The sequence below is a fragment of the Paenibacillus sp. PAMC21692 genome, assembly GCF_014303795.1.
In the GTDB taxonomy this organism is placed as follows: domain Bacteria; phylum Bacillota; class Bacilli; order Paenibacillales; family Paenibacillaceae; genus Pristimantibacillus; species Pristimantibacillus agaridevorans.
The window spans coordinates 7,427,060-7,440,934 of record NZ_CP060293.1; the positions used below are offsets into that span (position 1 = coordinate 7,427,060).

A 13,875-nucleotide genomic window follows, 5' to 3' on the forward strand; every position below is an offset into this window, starting at 1 on the left:
CTCAATCGTAGAACCATGCCATTATTATCCGTTCGGTTCAATCTCCACACAGCCGCCGTCCAGCACCTTTACCCCTTCGCCTCTCCGCTCCAGCTCCTTCAGATCCTCCATCAGCTGTAACAGCGCCGCGTCCTTGTGCTTCGCCTCCAGCATACAATCAAGCGCCGACGTCGTTCGCGCCGCTTGCCGCAAGAAGGCCAGCACGGGCTCCGCAGCGACCAGATCGGCATGGCCGCGCGGATCGGACAGGCTCTTGGGACTGGAGACATGAATCTTGGGAGGCAACTCCCGCTCAGTGCCGAGTCCCAGTCTGTCCCGCTCTATCCGCCAGGTTTCCGAGATGCGGGGCCAAAGCGCTTCTGTAAGCTCGTCTTCCGGAATGTCGCCTGGATTAACGGCGTGATGATGGATGTCGAGCACCATGGGCACGCCTGCCTCCTCCGCCGCTGCCAGCGTCTCCTTTACGTTAAACGTCTTATCATCGTTCTCGAGCGTCACGCGCCGCTTTATTCGATCTTCCAGCTCTCCGAATTGGCGAACGAAACGTTCGGCCGAAGCAGGCTTGTCTCCATAAGCGCCGCCCATATGGATGTTATTTTTGCTGCGCTCGTCCAGCCCCATTGCTTCAAGCATCCGTACATGGTACTCCATATCCCTGATGGAGCTCCGCAGCACTTCGGGACGCGGCGTACTGAATACGCAGAAGTGATCGGGATGGAAGGAGACACGTATGCCTTGCTTCCGTGCATAATCGCCCACCTCGCGAAAGGCCTCTTGCAACGCCTGGAACGGGTCCCAGTCTAACAATGCATCATGAGTGGCGAGCGGAATCAGCTTGGAGGAGAACCGATACATTCGAATATCGTGCGCCATACAATGTTTCAGAATCCGCAGCGTGTTCCCCAAGTTCTCTTCTGCCAGCCTCTCCAGCCTTCTGAGCGCCGCATCGCGATCGCCCAACTTCGAGAAGTTGGCATAAGTCTGAGTACGGGAAGGCGAGGCGTTCTGGACGACCAGACTCATGGCGACGAATCCGAACCTTACAATCATGGTTTATTCCCGCTCTCCGAAAAACATTTCGTGCGCAAGCGCTGTCTGCACCCTGGATTCTTCTTCCGTCAGCTTGCGCACAAGCTCCATCTCCACTTGGGTGACTTCTTCTCCCTGGAAATTGATCTCAGCGATCGACGCCAGTATGCGTACGATGGCAATTGCCTGGTTGCCTGGCGTATAGGCGATGACCTTTTGCCCAGTCGGGAAAACGCGGAAACCGCTTTTTACCATCTTGCCCTTGCCGTACTCCAACAATTCATATAACTCCTGCTCCGACTTAAACTTGCATACCGAGTTAAACTCCGTCTCGAATCCCATATGTATGCCTCCCTTGTATATCGATTAGCTGTAATCATAATTGCCCTATATGGACGGGTACAGCCGAGACGCTTCTTGCGCGCCCCGGCCGCTGCCGAAAGTCCCTTCCTACTTTTTGAACTCGCATTTATTGCACGCTTTCTCCCGTGTAATCGATGCGTTGCTTGGCAGCATGGCGTTCGACAGCCAGATCGATCAAGCTGGTAAGCAACTTTTTATATGGCAGTCCGGATTCGCGCCACATGAGCGGGTACATGCTAAATGGCGTAAAGCCCGGCAGCGTATTGACCTCGTTAATGAACAGCTTGTTGTCTTCCTTGCGCAGGAAGAAATCCACGCGCGATAGTCCCGAGCCGTCGATCGCCAGAAATGCCCGCACGGCCAGCTCGCGTACTTGCTCCGCGATCCCTTCCGGCAGCTCGGCCGGAATGATCATGCTGGACTTGCCATCGATATATTTTGCCTTATAATCGTAAAATTCATTAGAAGGCGCAATTTCGCCGGGCACGGATGCCTTCGGTTCGTCGTTGCCGAGGACGCTAACCTCGATCTCGCGCGCGTCTACAAACTCCTCGACGATAACCTTGCGGTCGAAGCGCAGCGCATAATTAACCGCCTCGATCAGTTCTTCTCTGTTGCGAGCCTTGGACACGCCTACGCTGGAGCCCAAATTGGCCGGCTTTACGAAGCAAGGATAACCAAGCGACACTTCGCATTCCATAATAAAGAAAGAAGCGTCCTTTTCCCACTGCGTGCGGTTGAAATACCGGAAGACGCATTGCGGCAGTCCCTCCTGCGCGAATACCTTCTTCATCATGATCTTGTCCATCCCTACGGCAGAGGCGAGAACGCCGGCGCCTACATAAGGGATATTCGCCATCTCGAACAAACCCTGGATCGTGCCGTCTTCTCCGAACGTGCCGTGCAAGAGCGGGAACATGACGTCGATCGGCGCCTCGGCCGACGTATCGCCGCTAATCGCGATAACGTCAGTCTGTCCGCTAATATGCGCCTCTCCGCCGGGAACGATTGCCGTATGGCCAACTTGTCCCGAACCGTTGTCAAGCGCTGCGAACAGCGGTGCCAGCGAGCCGGACGAGCCGTTTTCGCTGGATAGGAATCTCAGCGCCTCGGCCGACTCCGGCGGAGACAGCAAAACGGGACCGCTCTTCCATTCGCCTTGCTTTGTAATATAAAAAGGTTTGATTTCGTATTGTCCGTAATCGAACTCGCCCATTACGGCGAATGCCGTCTGCAGAGACACCTCGTGCTCTCCGGATTTCCCCCCGTATACAAGACCTACTCTAACTTTGCTCCCCATGGCAATCCTCCGGTACGTTTATATATTTGCGCTCAGGTCGCCTGCGCTGCCATGCCGAATCAACATCAGATCATATCGGAGATATGGAAGAAACGATATCTTGTCGCAGGCGTCCAAGCATAAGAATCGCGATAATCCCAGTAACGGTGCCTGCTGGCGACCGTATTGGCGTTCACGAGCGGCTGGCCTGCGGAATCGAAGGCGGTGACGATGGTGCTGTGCTGGAATCTCCCGTCGCCATTCCAATCATAAGTAATGACGTCGCCGAGCCCGAGCTCGCCCGCCGATTGCACCACAGTGGCGCGAAGACCGGATTTGCGAGCGGCGCTCAAAAACGCCGTCATGGAATTGGCGACCGCCCAGCTGTAGCTCCACCACTCCTGGCCTTTGTTGCGGCCCTTGTACCACCATCCGCTGCCCCTTCTACCAGTATAGTCCATCGTTGCATTGCCTGCAAAGAGACATTGGGAAACGTAATTCGTGCAATTCACCTCGAACAGCTCATAAGCCGGGTTGCCTTCGTTCCACCAACGATCCGCATAGGCGGCAGCCAAATCCCTCCTGTAACGAATAGCTGCCGACCGGAGTTTGAAACCCGGCATTAGGTCATAATTTAAGTAAGGCATTGACGGCGCGATCGACGCGGCGTCAGGAGCGGCTTCCTGCTCCTCTTGCCATTCATGAACGGATGCCCCGTACTTGGGACGGCGTTCGGCAATGACGGGTTCGATCTGCATGACTTGCCATCCCCCGTCCGCAAGCCTTAGCCAGAGACGCTCGACTTCATAACGCTCTTCCATGTAGAATAATCCAGACTGTTCCATTCTGCGCTTTACGTGCAGGCGCAGCAGGACGGATACTTCGCCGGCAGACTCGTTTACTCGGATCAACTCGGCTTTCGTCTCGCTCCCGGCCGGAAGAACGCCGCGGAACAGATCCCGCTCGCGAAGCCTCTGCAGCCGTTTGCCGAAGCGTTCGCCGTGGACGGGATCAAGCACGTAATCCGTCAAGACCCGGGCATGCTGATCCGTCTCCGCTTGATTGTACAAGCGGACATAATGCTGAATCGCCGCCTTCCAGTCCTTCTTTCCCTCATGCGGCTGAGAGACAAGTCCGGAGGACTGCAAAAGCGAGCTGAGCTTCGCTTCCTTCTCCGAGGCATTGGCTATCCTCTCGGGCGCCGGCTCGGAGCGCGGCCGTCGATTCGGAGTCCCGGCTGTCGTCGACGTTTTCGCGGCGCGCTTCTGCCGCCCGCCGGCGGCCCCGATTCGGCTGCTTGGTTTGGACATCGTAATCCCTCCTGGCTATCAATATCCATGAACAAGGTGAAACGGCTGTCGCCGTCCTTTGAAGGTGCAGCGCGTTTCGTTCTAATGGCACCGAACGCGTTTGCAAGAAGGGAGTCACCGTCCTCGCGAGACGCGCATAGAACAACTGGTTCATTATATGACGGAGCCCGCGAAATCATGTGAATTGTGGTCATAATTGGACTTTACGATGCCCTGTTTTAAAGCTATACTAGAGGCATAAGGTTTTTGAAATCGTGTTTCACAGAATGAAACAACGATCATTTTTTAAGAAGAGGAGAATAATGATGTCCAAACAAAATCAATATTCTGTTCGCACGACGCTGGAATCGGGCGGCAAATCTTATGCCTACTACCGTCTCGGCGGCCTGGAAGAGCAAGGCCTGGGCGACATTTCCAAGCTTCCGTTTTCCATCAAAGTTTTGCTGGAGGCAGCCGTTCGTCAATTCGACGGCCGCGGCATTACTCCCGAACATGTAAAGCAATTGGCCAACTGGGCAAACGGTCGCGAAGACAAGGAAATTCCTTTCATTCCTGCCCGTATCGTTCTTCAGGACTTCACGGGCGTACCGGTCGTCGTCGACCTTGCGGCAATGCGCGACACCGTCAAAAAAGCCGGCGGAGATCCGAAAAACATTAACCCGCTCGTGCCGGTCGATCTCGTAATCGACCACTCCATCATGGTAGACGCCTTCGGCAGCCCTCAAGCGCTTGAGTACAACACGAAAGTCGAATTCGAACGCAACGAAGAGCGTTACCGCTTCCTGCGCTGGGCGCAGACGGCATTCGATAACTTCCGCGCCGTTCCTCCGGGCACGGGCATCGTTCACCAGGTTAACCTGGAATACCTTGCTTCCGTAGCAGCTACAAAGACGGTTGACGGCGAGACGGTCGTTTATCCGGATTCCCTGGTCGGCACGGATTCCCATACGACAATGATCAATGGTCTTGGCGTAGTGGGCTGGGGCGTTGGCGGCATCGAGGCGGAAGCCGGCATGCTGGGCCAACCGCTGTACTTCGTTATGCCAGAGGTTATCGGCTTTAAGCTGACGGGCAGCCTGGCGGAAGGTTCCACGGCTACCGACCTTGCTCTCACCGTTACCCAGATCCTCCGCAAAAAAGGCGTTGTCGGCAAGTTCGTCGAGTTCTTCGGACCCGGCCTCTCCAACATCAGCCTGGCGGACCGCGCTACCGTTGCCAACATGGCTCCGGAATACGGCGCTACGATCGGCTTCTTCCCTGTCGATGGCGAGACGCTGGACTTCATGCGCCAAACAGGCCGCAAAGAAGAGCAAATCGCATTGGTAGAAGCTTACTACAAAGCACAGGACATGTTCCGTACGGACGAGACTCCCGACCCCGTGTTCACCGACGTAATCGAGCTGGATCTGTCTTCGATCGTTCCTTCCCTTGCTGGACCGAAGCGTCCTCAGGACCGCGTCGAGCTGACGTCGATGAAGGAAGCTTTCAATGATATTATCCGTACTCCGATCGATAAAGGCGGCTACGGCCTGTCCGACGAAAAGATCGCTGAGCAGGTTCCGGTACAGCACAATGATGGCGTTCAGTCCAAAATGGGTACTGGCGCGGTCGTGATCGCCGCGATCACCAGCTGTACGAATACATCCAACCCTAGCGTTATGCTCGGCGCGGGTCTCGTCGCGAAAAAAGCCGTCGAGCGCGGCCTTACGAAACCTGCCTATGTAAAGAGCTCCCTGACTCCAGGCTCTCTGGTTGTAACGGAGTACCTGAAAAAAGCCAATCTGCTTGACTCGCTCGAAGCGCTTGGCTTCCACGTTGCCGGCTACGGCTGCGCGACTTGCATCGGCAACTCCGGCCCGCTTCCTGACGAAGTAAGCAAGGCCATTGCCGACAACGATATGACGGTAGCTGCCGTATTGTCCGGCAACCGTAACTTCGAAGGCCGCGTCCATGCGCAAGTAAAAGCCAATTACCTGGCTTCTCCACCGCTTGTCGTTGCTTACGCGCTTGCAGGCACGGTTAATATCGATCTTACGAACGATCCGATCGGTCACGACCAAGATGGCCAGCCGGTGTACCTCAAGGACATCTGGCCAACGAACGCCGAGATCAAAGACGCTGTCGCAACGGCTCTGAATCCGCAAATGTTCAACGACAAATACGAGAACGTATTTACGCAGAACGAGCGTTGGAACGCCATCGACGTGCCGGAAGGCGAAAGCTACGAGTGGGATGCGAAGTCGACATATATCCAGAACCCGCCGTTCTTCGAGAACCTGGGCTCCGAACTGTCCGATATCTCCGATATCCATTCGGCTAGCGTGCTTGCGCTCATGGGCGATTCCGTTACGACGGACCATATCTCCCCTGCGGGCAACATTACGGTTAACAGCCCGGGCGGCAAATATTTGATCGACAACGGCGTAGAGCGCAAGGACTTCAACTCCTACGGCTCCCGTCGCGGCAACCATGAAGTCATGATGCGCGGCACGTTCGCCAACATCCGGATTCGTAACCAAGTGGCTCCGGGCACGGAGGGCGGCGTAACGACTTACCTGCCGACCGGCGAAGTCATGTCGATCTACGATGCATCCATGAAGTATCAAGCCGAAGGCAAAAACCTTGTCGTTATCGCAGGCAAGGAATACGGAACAGGCAGCTCCCGCGACTGGGCAGCCAAAGGCACTTACCTCCTGGGCGTGAAAGCTGTCATCGCCGAAAGCTTCGAGCGGATTCACCGCTCCAACCTGGTCGGCATGGGCGTTCTCCCGCTGCAATTCCAGGAAGGCAATGGCTGGAGTACGCTTGGCATTACGGGTCGCGAAACGTTCGACATCGTCGGCCTGTCCAATGATGTTAAACCTGGCGAAACCGTAACCGTTAAAGCTACCCGCGAAGACGGCACTACGTTCGAATTCCCTGCGGTCGTTCGTCTGGACTCCCTTGTGGACGTGGACTACTACCGTAACGGCGGCATCCTCCAAACGGTGCTTCGCCAAATGATCGCGAACATGAACTAAGAAATAAAGATTAAACAAAAAGAACCTCACAACACTATTTTGGTGTGTGGGGTTCTTTTTTCATCCCGGGCTTACTTGCTCATCGTCCCCATCCGCTTTGCCGATTCTTTGATGACCGGGGCATATCCGCGCATCGTCTTTAGCGTCATGCGGCTGGAGGGCCCTGAAACGGATAACGCCGCAGACAGATTGCCGGATCGATCAAAGATGGGAGCCGATAGCGCCGCGGCGCCGGCTTCGCGTTCCTCGAAGCTTGTCGCATAACCCAGCTCCGTCACCTCTGTCAGATTCCTCGAGTATTGCTCCTTGTCAAAAGAATCCGGCCACTCCAGCGATTCGAGGATACTGTTCCTTACCGACTCCTCGGAGAAGGCAATCAACACCTTGCTTGACGCGCCGGCATAGAGCGGCAGCCTGACGCCAATCGGCGCCACGCGGCGCACAGCCTGGTTGCTCTGCACTGCCTGTATGCGAATCCGCTCCGAGCCGTCCCGCACGTAGATACTGACGGTCTCGCCCAGTTGATCGCGCAGGCGCACCATCTCCGGCAGCCAGATTGTGGCCTGGTCGTCGGAACCCGACAAGTTGGCCGACAGCTCCCACATCCGCAATCCCAGATGGTAGCGGTCCGTCGAACGGTCGCGCTCGATAAAACCCTTCTCTTCGAGGGTAGCGAGCATCCGATGCACGGTACTTTTGTGCAAGCCGACATGTTCCGCAATCTCCGTCATTGCCCAATCGGTTCGATGCGTAAAGCACAATAATATATCCAACGCGCGGTCAACGGCTCGCACGGTCGATTTCCCATCCTCCACGAACACGCACCTCCTCTACTTATAATATATATGTCCCCATTAAGTTTCAATGAATGAAACCGAATTCCATAATGATTGAAATCTATTCTCATTAGTATACATGAATCGCTCCATGGACGTAAAGATAATTGAATCATTACAAAATGATTACAGTCTATTAACATCCCCCTAACAATGCCTCGACATGAATTGACAGGCCGCCCGTATAGGACTACGATTAAAGTACTATACAATTAATAGCGCTTACATCGTCTTCATAACATAATCGCTTTTACAGAAGGAGGGCATGACGATGAACGCAACTATCGGAACTCCGCAGCCGCTTGAGAGCGTTGGACTAAGCGCCGTCCCTCAAGCCTTGCCCCTTCCACCTTTTCTAAAAACCAGTCTTGTTGTAGCCCAGCGGCGCAAGCATAAATGGATTGCAACGATTGCAGCTATAATTGCCATGTTTTTTATCGCGATTGTCATTTTCCATGGTTATGTAGCGTGGATGCTGGCTTATCCTTATGTTGCCCCGCTTGCCTCCAATCCCAAGGAAGCGATCGGCATCGATTACGAGGAAGTTATATACCCGAGCCATAGCGGCGAGACGACCGTCAGCGGCTGGTATCTTCCCGCTCCGGCAGTAGATGGATCTAGCGATTCGAAGCGTACCGTCGTCTTTAGCCACGGATACGGCGCGAACCGCGAGGAGAGCTGGGTGCCCATGTACGATCTCGCCAAGCTTCTTCACGATTTAAGTTACAATGTCCTGTTATTCGATTACGGCTATGCCTCCAAACAATACAAAGCTCCCGCTACAGGAGGCCGAGAGGAATCGCAGCAACTGCTGGCTTCCGTCAACTACGCGCGTTCCCGCGGCGCGGAGGATATCGTCGTATGGGGATTCTCCATGGGTGCGGGCACGGCGCTCCAGACGGCGCTCGTAACGGACGATATCGACGCGATGATTCTGGATAGTCTGTTCGTCCCGAGCTCGGAAGCGCTGTTCGATAATTTGAACCAGTTCGTGGAGCTTCCGAGATTCCCGTCGCTCCCTCTCATCGAGACGATGATTCCGCTCTGGACTGGTACGGACTTCGGATCCATTCCGGCGGAGGAAGTAGTAGCGCATCCCTACGATATGCCCATCTACATCATACACGGGACAAAGGACGCCAAGGCGTCTTACGAGACGGCGCAAGCGATCTCGGCGAACCAAAAAAATGCGATGTCCCGCTCCTGGATTGTGGAGGATGGACAACACGAAATGATCTTCCGGAAGCATCCTACAGAATACATCGGCCGAGCCGCGATGTTCCTCAGCCAGGTCGATTCCGTCATCGCGGCGGAGCATGAAGGCGAGCCCGCCGTCCAAGTCGCGGCTGCCGAATAACAGAAAGGAGCAAGGAGCATGCCCTGATAAATGCGGGCAGCTTCCTTGCTCCTTTCATGCGTTCCTTCAAAAGATTTATTGCTTCAGCAATGCCAGAAATTCCGAGCGCAGCGGCGAGCTTGTTCTGAACTCGCCTCGAACGGCAGAGGTTACCGTCTTGCTGCCAGGCTTCTTTACGCCTCTAGAGCACATGCAGAGATGTTCCCCCTCCACGACGACCATAACGCCATGGGGAGAAAGTTCTTGCTCCAGAATATCGGCGATCTGCGTCGTAACTCGCTCCTGCACTTGAAGCTTTCGCGTAATCGCATCGACCAGACGCGCCAGCTTGCTAAGTCCCGCGATCTTGCCGCTGGGAATATAGCCGATATGAGCCTTCCCGAAGAAAGGCGCCATATGATGCTCGCATAGGCTGTAATAGACGATGTCTCTGACGATGACCAGCTCTTCGTGCTGCTCGTCGAACGACACGCCGAGCACTTCGCGGGGATCGACATCGTAGCCCGCGAAAATTTCCTCATACATCCGTGTAACCCGCGCCGGCGTTTCTAGAAGTCCTTCCCGCTCGACATCCTCGCCGATCAGCTTCAGAATTTCCTTCACATGATGTTCGATTTGCTCCCGGTTGCTTGCCACTTTCGAATTGACGTAATCCTTCCGTCCCGCCATTCGCCACCGCTCCTTCCGCTCACTGCCGGTCCCCCGTTATTTGCGGGGAAACTTTTGATTTTTCATCATATTTTGAGCTTTCGACATTTGTTGTTTGTTTAGATTGTAGCCCATTTGCTTCGCCATCTTCTGAATCATCGCAGGATCGTTTTGCATACGCTCGATCTGTCTGCGAAGATAGAAAACGCCGATAAGAAATCCACCAACCGCTCCGAGAATCAAAGTAACGATCGGGATTACGATATTGTACCATTCCATGCCGTTCACCTGCACCTTTCCATATTTCGATAACACTTACAAAGCTGACATCCATGTATCATAGCATGTCCAAGCCCTGCGGCGCAATGAATTCGCACAAGGTAAAACGGTTGTATAGTCCCCTTGCAGCCCAGCGAGTATAATTAGGCGAATTACGCACGTTCTTGCTCCCGTATCGCCTCTATTGCCGCTTCGATCGAAGCAATGGCTTCCTCGTCCCGTTCCCTCATCGAAGCCTGTTCCAGAGCTTCCGCCGCGGCCTCGCCGCCGATCCGGCCAAGCGACCAGGCAGCCGTCCCGCGCAGCACCGGCCTGGGATCATCGTGGAGTACACGAATAAGGTCCGGTACGGCACTTGCTTCCTTAAAGTTGCCAAGCGCGATGACCGCGTTGCGCTGAATCGGCTTCCGTCCGCGCCAAGCGGAGGAGGTATGACCGTAACGCTCCTTGAACTTCTTGTTCCCCATCGTCAACAGAGGAATGAGAAGCGGCTTGGCGAGCTCGTTATCCGGCTGCAGCTCGGGCTGATTGGTCCAGTTTTTGCCCCGGTTGACGGGACATACGATCTGGCATGTATCGCAGCCGTACAGACGATTCCCGATCTTGCGCATAAATTCGTCCGTCACCATTCCCTTCGTCTGGGTCACGTAAGAGATGCAGCGCTGAGCGTTCAGTTGGCCCGGAGCGACGATCGCCCCGGTGGGACAGGCGTCGATACACTTCGTGCAAGAGCCGCAGTCTTCCGTTACGGGCTCGTCGGGGGGCAGCGGAAGATTGGTAATCATCTCGCCCAGATAAATCCAAGAGCCCAGTTCGGGGGAGATAATCGAGCAGTTTTTGGCGCTCCAGCCAAGCCCTGCCCGCTCGGCAACCGCCCGATCCGACAGCTCTCCTGTATCCACCATGCTTTCGACTCGTACGTCCGGAACGCGCTCCCTCAGCCATTGCTCGAGCCTCGCCAGACGGTCGCGCAATATTTTGTGGTAGTCCTCGCCCCATGCGGACCTGGACATGATGCCTCTCCTGGCGCCGGGTTCCGACTTCGGCGGGTCGATCAGCTTGGATGGGTACGCAACCGCTATCGCTATAATGCTTTGGGGGCGATCGAAAATCAGCGACGGGTTCGTGCGTTTCTCGATATCTTGCTCCTCGAAGCCGGATTCATAGCCGAGCTCGCGATGGCGAATGAGGCGTTGCTTGAGCGTTACGAATGGGTCGGACGATGCGACGCCAATCGCGTCGATGCCCAAACTTTGCGCAGCCTCTTTCATCTCGTCTTTCAACGCTTGCCACTCGTCTGTCATCGCCATCGGCTTATAACCGTTTGATCGCTTCGCGCGCCAACTCGTCGCAGCGATTGTTCCATTCATTGTCGCTATGGCCTTTCACCTTTACATACTCCACCTTGTGCTTGCCCATCAGCTCCCACAGCTGCTTCCACAGATCCTGATTCTCCACGGGCTCCTTCTTGCTGTTCTTCCAGCCGTTGCGCAGCCAGCCATGAATCCAGCCCTTCTGGAAGCAATTAACGACATAGGCAGAATCGCTGTACACTTTGACCGTGCAAGGCTCCTTAAGCAGCGCGAGTCCCTCGATCACGGCCTGGATTTCCATTCGGTTATTCGTCGTCGCCTTCTCCCCGCCGGAAATCTCCTTTTTATGCGCACCGTAAAACAATACGGCTCCCCAGCCGCCGGGGCCCGGATTGCCCGAACAGGCTCCGTCTGTATAGATCATGACATCTTTCATTGGTAACCCCCCATTCTTTCTAGCATAGATCTTGATATATCCTGACTTTTACAACAGCCTCAACTGCGGGATTGGCCATAATATCGCTTCCGCCCGGCCTATGATTAGTTCTCTTGGTACGGCATGAAACGTTCGGCTATCCAGGCTCGCCCGCTCACGCCGATTGTCCCCCATCACGAAGAAATGCCCTTGCTGGATAACTTCAGGTCCGTAGTTCATACCTTCGATAGGCGAATCCGTATACGGCTCGTCCACCAGCTCGCCGTTAATATACAACTGCTGCCCCGCTATCTCGACCCGGTCGCCCGGCATGCCGACGATTCGCTTTACGAGATATCGCAACTTGCCCTCCGATCCCGACGGGTCCTCCAGCACGATGACATCGCCCCGGCCAGGACTCCCCAGCAAATAGCCGATTTTGTTAACGAACAGCCACTCGTCTTGTACCAGCGTAGGCTCCATGGAGCGGCCATCCACGGTTGAGAGGTTAAATACGAAATAATGTAATAACAATACAAGTCCTAATGATAAAAGTATCGTCTTTAGCCAATCCATCAACTCGCGTCGCAGCTTCTTCATTGTTCGGCTTCTCCAAACCTCGTAAGCCATTCCTCGTAGTAACGTATCACCAAGTCGTCCTGAAACGGCTCCCTACTGTTTTCAATCCGCGACAACAGAGCATTCAGCCCTTCCCGCACCTTATCCTCGACTTGTCTTGGATAATGGTACAACTGCTTGTGCTGTTCGTATTCGTCCTGATCGACGATATAACGGCTTCCGTCGGCCGTTCTAATGACATCAAGATCATAGTCGATGTACGTCAATACGCCGCCCTGCAAATAAGGAGGGGATGCCACGTTGCAATAATAGCGCACCCCGTTTGTCTCCAGCAGCGCAACGACATTAAACCACTCGCCGGGGATAAAGAAGGACACGGCCGGTACTCTGCTGATCCACTGCTTGCCGTCGGATTCCTGGATGGGAGTCTGTCTGTTAATGAGCACGATCATCGATTCGGCCCGATGCCCGGGTGCGAGCGCATCGTCCGGCACAAGCCAATTCTGCTGCCATAGCCGGTGGATTTGACCATTGTGTTTGAAGCTTTTAATCACGCATCGTTCATATATTTCCATGCTGTTCATGCTCCTTGCTAATGGTAGTTCGAACGCGCATATATAGTAATAAGAAAAGCATATCCGAGCGCCAATTGCAACGGCGATGCTGGATATGCCCCTAATATACCGTCCTTGAAGGACTAACTCTCTATTTACCCGGCAACAATGCTAAGCTTCTGGAACGCATGGAAGAAATCCGACGTTTCGTACCCCATCGATTCATACAGAGGCAGTACAGGCTCATTATGTTCGTCAGCCGTAATAAGGATCTTGCTGACGCCACGCTGTTCGAATCGTCCGCGCAAACCCGTTACAAGGGCCTTGCCGATGCCGATCCGTTGATGCTCGGGGGAAACTGCGATGCGATAATAATACCCTTTGTTATTGTCGATCGTGCCGATAATCATGCCCACGATCTCTGATTCTTTGACAGCGACAAGCACCAATTCGCTATCCCATGACAATTGGCGAGCAAATGCTTCCATCGTTTGCTCATAACATTCCTCGGTAAGCACTTCCTCAAGCAATGCAGTAAGTGGTTTGTAATCGGATAATTGGAAGGAACGAACGTTCATACCTTAACACCTTCTATACCTTGTCATAGTCGAGTACTTGTCTATCATACGACGAATTCCGCCAAAATCACACTAAAAAATTTAAAATTCTTAAAAAAATCTATATAAATCGCCCATTTTCTATTGAAAACGCTTAATATTAAGCGCTTACACGATTTATCGCTTATGCAATTTTCATTTTTTCCATAATTATGCGTTTCTTTTGCATAAATCAAGGAAGCTATGGGAAATCTACAGGTTGATGTCGGCGGGAAAATCGCGTTCAAGCATTGACTTTTTCAACAACGATGTTGATTTATTCATTCCGATAGAGGA

At 54.1% G+C, this 13,875-nt stretch carries 14 protein-coding genes; 2 read left to right on the forward strand and 12 right to left on the reverse strand.

Annotated features, from left to right (window positions below):
• Positions 1–24: 24 nt before the first annotated feature.
• The 4 genes from uvsE to H7F31_RS29725 form a co-directional block, all read right to left on the reverse strand.
• Complete coding sequence (gene uvsE, locus H7F31_RS29710; protein WP_187101760.1) at positions 25–1,050, reverse strand: UV DNA damage repair endonuclease UvsE; 1,026 nt, start codon at positions 1,048–1,050, stop codon at positions 25–27.
• A gap of 3 nt (positions 1,051–1,053) precedes the next feature.
• Positions 1,054–1,371: a hypothetical protein gene (locus H7F31_RS29715; RefSeq protein ID WP_087569812.1), complete on the reverse strand. Its 318-nt coding sequence runs from the start codon at positions 1,369–1,371 to the stop codon at positions 1,054–1,056.
• Positions 1,372–1,498: 127 nt separating this feature from the next.
• Positions 1,499–2,692, reverse strand: coding sequence for a D-alanine--D-alanine ligase (locus H7F31_RS29720; protein WP_187101761.1), 1,194 nt, complete (start codon positions 2,690–2,692; stop codon positions 1,499–1,501).
• A gap of 65 nt (positions 2,693–2,757) precedes the next feature.
• A complete protein-coding gene (locus tag H7F31_RS29725; protein WP_187101762.1) occupies positions 2,758–3,981 on the reverse strand; it encodes an amidase domain-containing protein in 1,224 nt (407 codons plus the stop codon).
• Between the two features lie 305 nt (positions 3,982–4,286).
• Here H7F31_RS29725 and acnA point away from each other — a divergent pair, with 305 nt between their 5' ends.
• Entirely contained in the window at positions 4,287–7,001 is a 2,715-nt protein-coding gene (acnA, locus tag H7F31_RS29730; RefSeq protein WP_187105605.1) for an aconitate hydratase AcnA, read from the forward strand.
• Between the two features lie 71 nt (positions 7,002–7,072).
• Here the strand turns inward: acnA and H7F31_RS29735 are convergent, their stop codons facing one another.
• Positions 7,073–7,816 carry an IclR family transcriptional regulator gene (locus H7F31_RS29735; RefSeq protein WP_187101763.1) on the reverse strand — a complete coding sequence of 248 codons (744 nt, stop codon included), beginning with the start codon at positions 7,814–7,816 and terminating at the stop codon, positions 7,073–7,075.
• A 292-nt stretch (positions 7,817–8,108) separates the two neighbouring features.
• Here H7F31_RS29735 and H7F31_RS29740 point away from each other — a divergent pair, with 292 nt between their 5' ends.
• Positions 8,109–9,194 carry an alpha/beta hydrolase gene (locus H7F31_RS29740; RefSeq protein ID WP_187101764.1) on the forward strand — a complete coding sequence of 362 codons (1,086 nt, stop codon included), beginning with the start codon at positions 8,109–8,111 and terminating at the stop codon, positions 9,192–9,194.
• A gap of 75 nt (positions 9,195–9,269) precedes the next feature.
• Here the strand turns inward: H7F31_RS29740 and folE are convergent, their stop codons facing one another.
• The 7 genes from folE to H7F31_RS29775 form a co-directional block, all read right to left on the reverse strand.
• Complete coding sequence (gene folE, locus H7F31_RS29745) at positions 9,270–9,863, reverse strand: GTP cyclohydrolase I FolE (RefSeq protein WP_087569816.1); 594 nt, start codon at positions 9,861–9,863, stop codon at positions 9,270–9,272.
• A gap of 36 nt (positions 9,864–9,899) precedes the next feature.
• Positions 9,900–10,121, reverse strand: coding sequence for a YneF family protein (locus tag H7F31_RS29750; RefSeq protein WP_087569900.1), 222 nt, complete (start codon positions 10,119–10,121; stop codon positions 9,900–9,902).
• A 152-nt stretch (positions 10,122–10,273) separates the two neighbouring features.
• Positions 10,274–11,431: a tRNA epoxyqueuosine(34) reductase QueG gene (gene queG / locus H7F31_RS29755; RefSeq protein WP_397374763.1), complete on the reverse strand. Its 1,158-nt coding sequence runs from the start codon at positions 11,429–11,431 to the stop codon at positions 10,274–10,276.
• 4 nt (positions 11,432–11,435) lie between these two features.
• Positions 11,436–11,870: a ribonuclease HI gene (gene rnhA, locus H7F31_RS29760; RefSeq protein ID WP_087569817.1), complete on the reverse strand. Its 435-nt coding sequence runs from the start codon at positions 11,868–11,870 to the stop codon at positions 11,436–11,438.
• Positions 11,871–11,918: 48 nt separating this feature from the next.
• Positions 11,919–12,449, reverse strand: coding sequence for a signal peptidase I (gene lepB / locus H7F31_RS29765; RefSeq protein WP_261800181.1), 531 nt, complete (start codon positions 12,447–12,449; stop codon positions 11,919–11,921).
• Entirely contained in the window at positions 12,446–13,003 is a 558-nt protein-coding gene (locus H7F31_RS29770) for a DUF402 domain-containing protein (RefSeq protein WP_187101766.1), read from the reverse strand. Before H7F31_RS29770 ends, lepB begins: the two co-directional genes overlap by 4 nt.
• A 134-nt stretch (positions 13,004–13,137) precedes the next feature.
• On the reverse strand, positions 13,138–13,560 hold the full coding sequence (locus H7F31_RS29775; RefSeq protein WP_087569820.1) for a GNAT family N-acetyltransferase: 423 nt from the start codon (positions 13,558–13,560) through the stop codon (positions 13,138–13,140).
• Positions 13,561–13,875 lie beyond the last annotated feature (315 nt).

What these genes read in the sequence shown, in the direction of transcription:
- H7F31_RS29740 (WP_187101764.1), top strand. Translation starts at nt 8,109, where the DNA reads ATGAACGCAACTATCGGAACTCCGCAGCCGCTTGAGAGCGTTGGACTA.
- queG (WP_397374763.1), bottom strand. Translation starts at nt 11,431, where the DNA reads ATGGCGATGACAGACGAGTGGCAAGCGTTGAAAGACGAGATGAAAGAG.
- H7F31_RS29770 (WP_187101766.1), bottom strand. Translation starts at nt 13,003, where the DNA reads ATGGAAATATATGAACGATGCGTGATTAAAAGCTTCAAACACAATGGT.
- uvsE (WP_187101760.1), bottom strand. Translation starts at nt 1,050, where the DNA reads ATGATTGTAAGGTTCGGATTCGTCGCCATGAGTCTGGTCGTCCAGAAC.
- lepB (WP_261800181.1), bottom strand. Translation starts at nt 12,449, where the DNA reads ATGAAGAAGCTGCGACGCGAGTTGATGGATTGGCTAAAGACGATACTT.
- H7F31_RS29720 (WP_187101761.1), bottom strand. Translation starts at nt 2,692, where the DNA reads ATGGGGAGCAAAGTTAGAGTAGGTCTTGTATACGGGGGGAAATCCGGA.
- H7F31_RS29725 (WP_187101762.1), bottom strand. Translation starts at nt 3,981, where the DNA reads ATGTCCAAACCAAGCAGCCGAATCGGGGCCGCCGGCGGGCGGCAGAAG.
- H7F31_RS29750 (WP_087569900.1), bottom strand. Translation starts at nt 10,121, where the DNA reads ATGGAATGGTACAATATCGTAATCCCGATCGTTACTTTGATTCTCGGA.
- H7F31_RS29715 (WP_087569812.1), bottom strand. Translation starts at nt 1,371, where the DNA reads ATGGGATTCGAGACGGAGTTTAACTCGGTATGCAAGTTTAAGTCGGAG.
- folE (WP_087569816.1), bottom strand. Translation starts at nt 9,863, where the DNA reads ATGGCGGGACGGAAGGATTACGTCAATTCGAAAGTGGCAAGCAACCGG.
- H7F31_RS29775 (WP_087569820.1), bottom strand. Translation starts at nt 13,560, where the DNA reads ATGAACGTTCGTTCCTTCCAATTATCCGATTACAAACCACTTACTGCA.
- acnA (WP_187105605.1), top strand. Translation starts at nt 4,287, where the DNA reads ATGTCCAAACAAAATCAATATTCTGTTCGCACGACGCTGGAATCGGGC.
- rnhA (WP_087569817.1), bottom strand. Translation starts at nt 11,870, where the DNA reads ATGAAAGATGTCATGATCTATACAGACGGAGCCTGTTCGGGCAATCCG.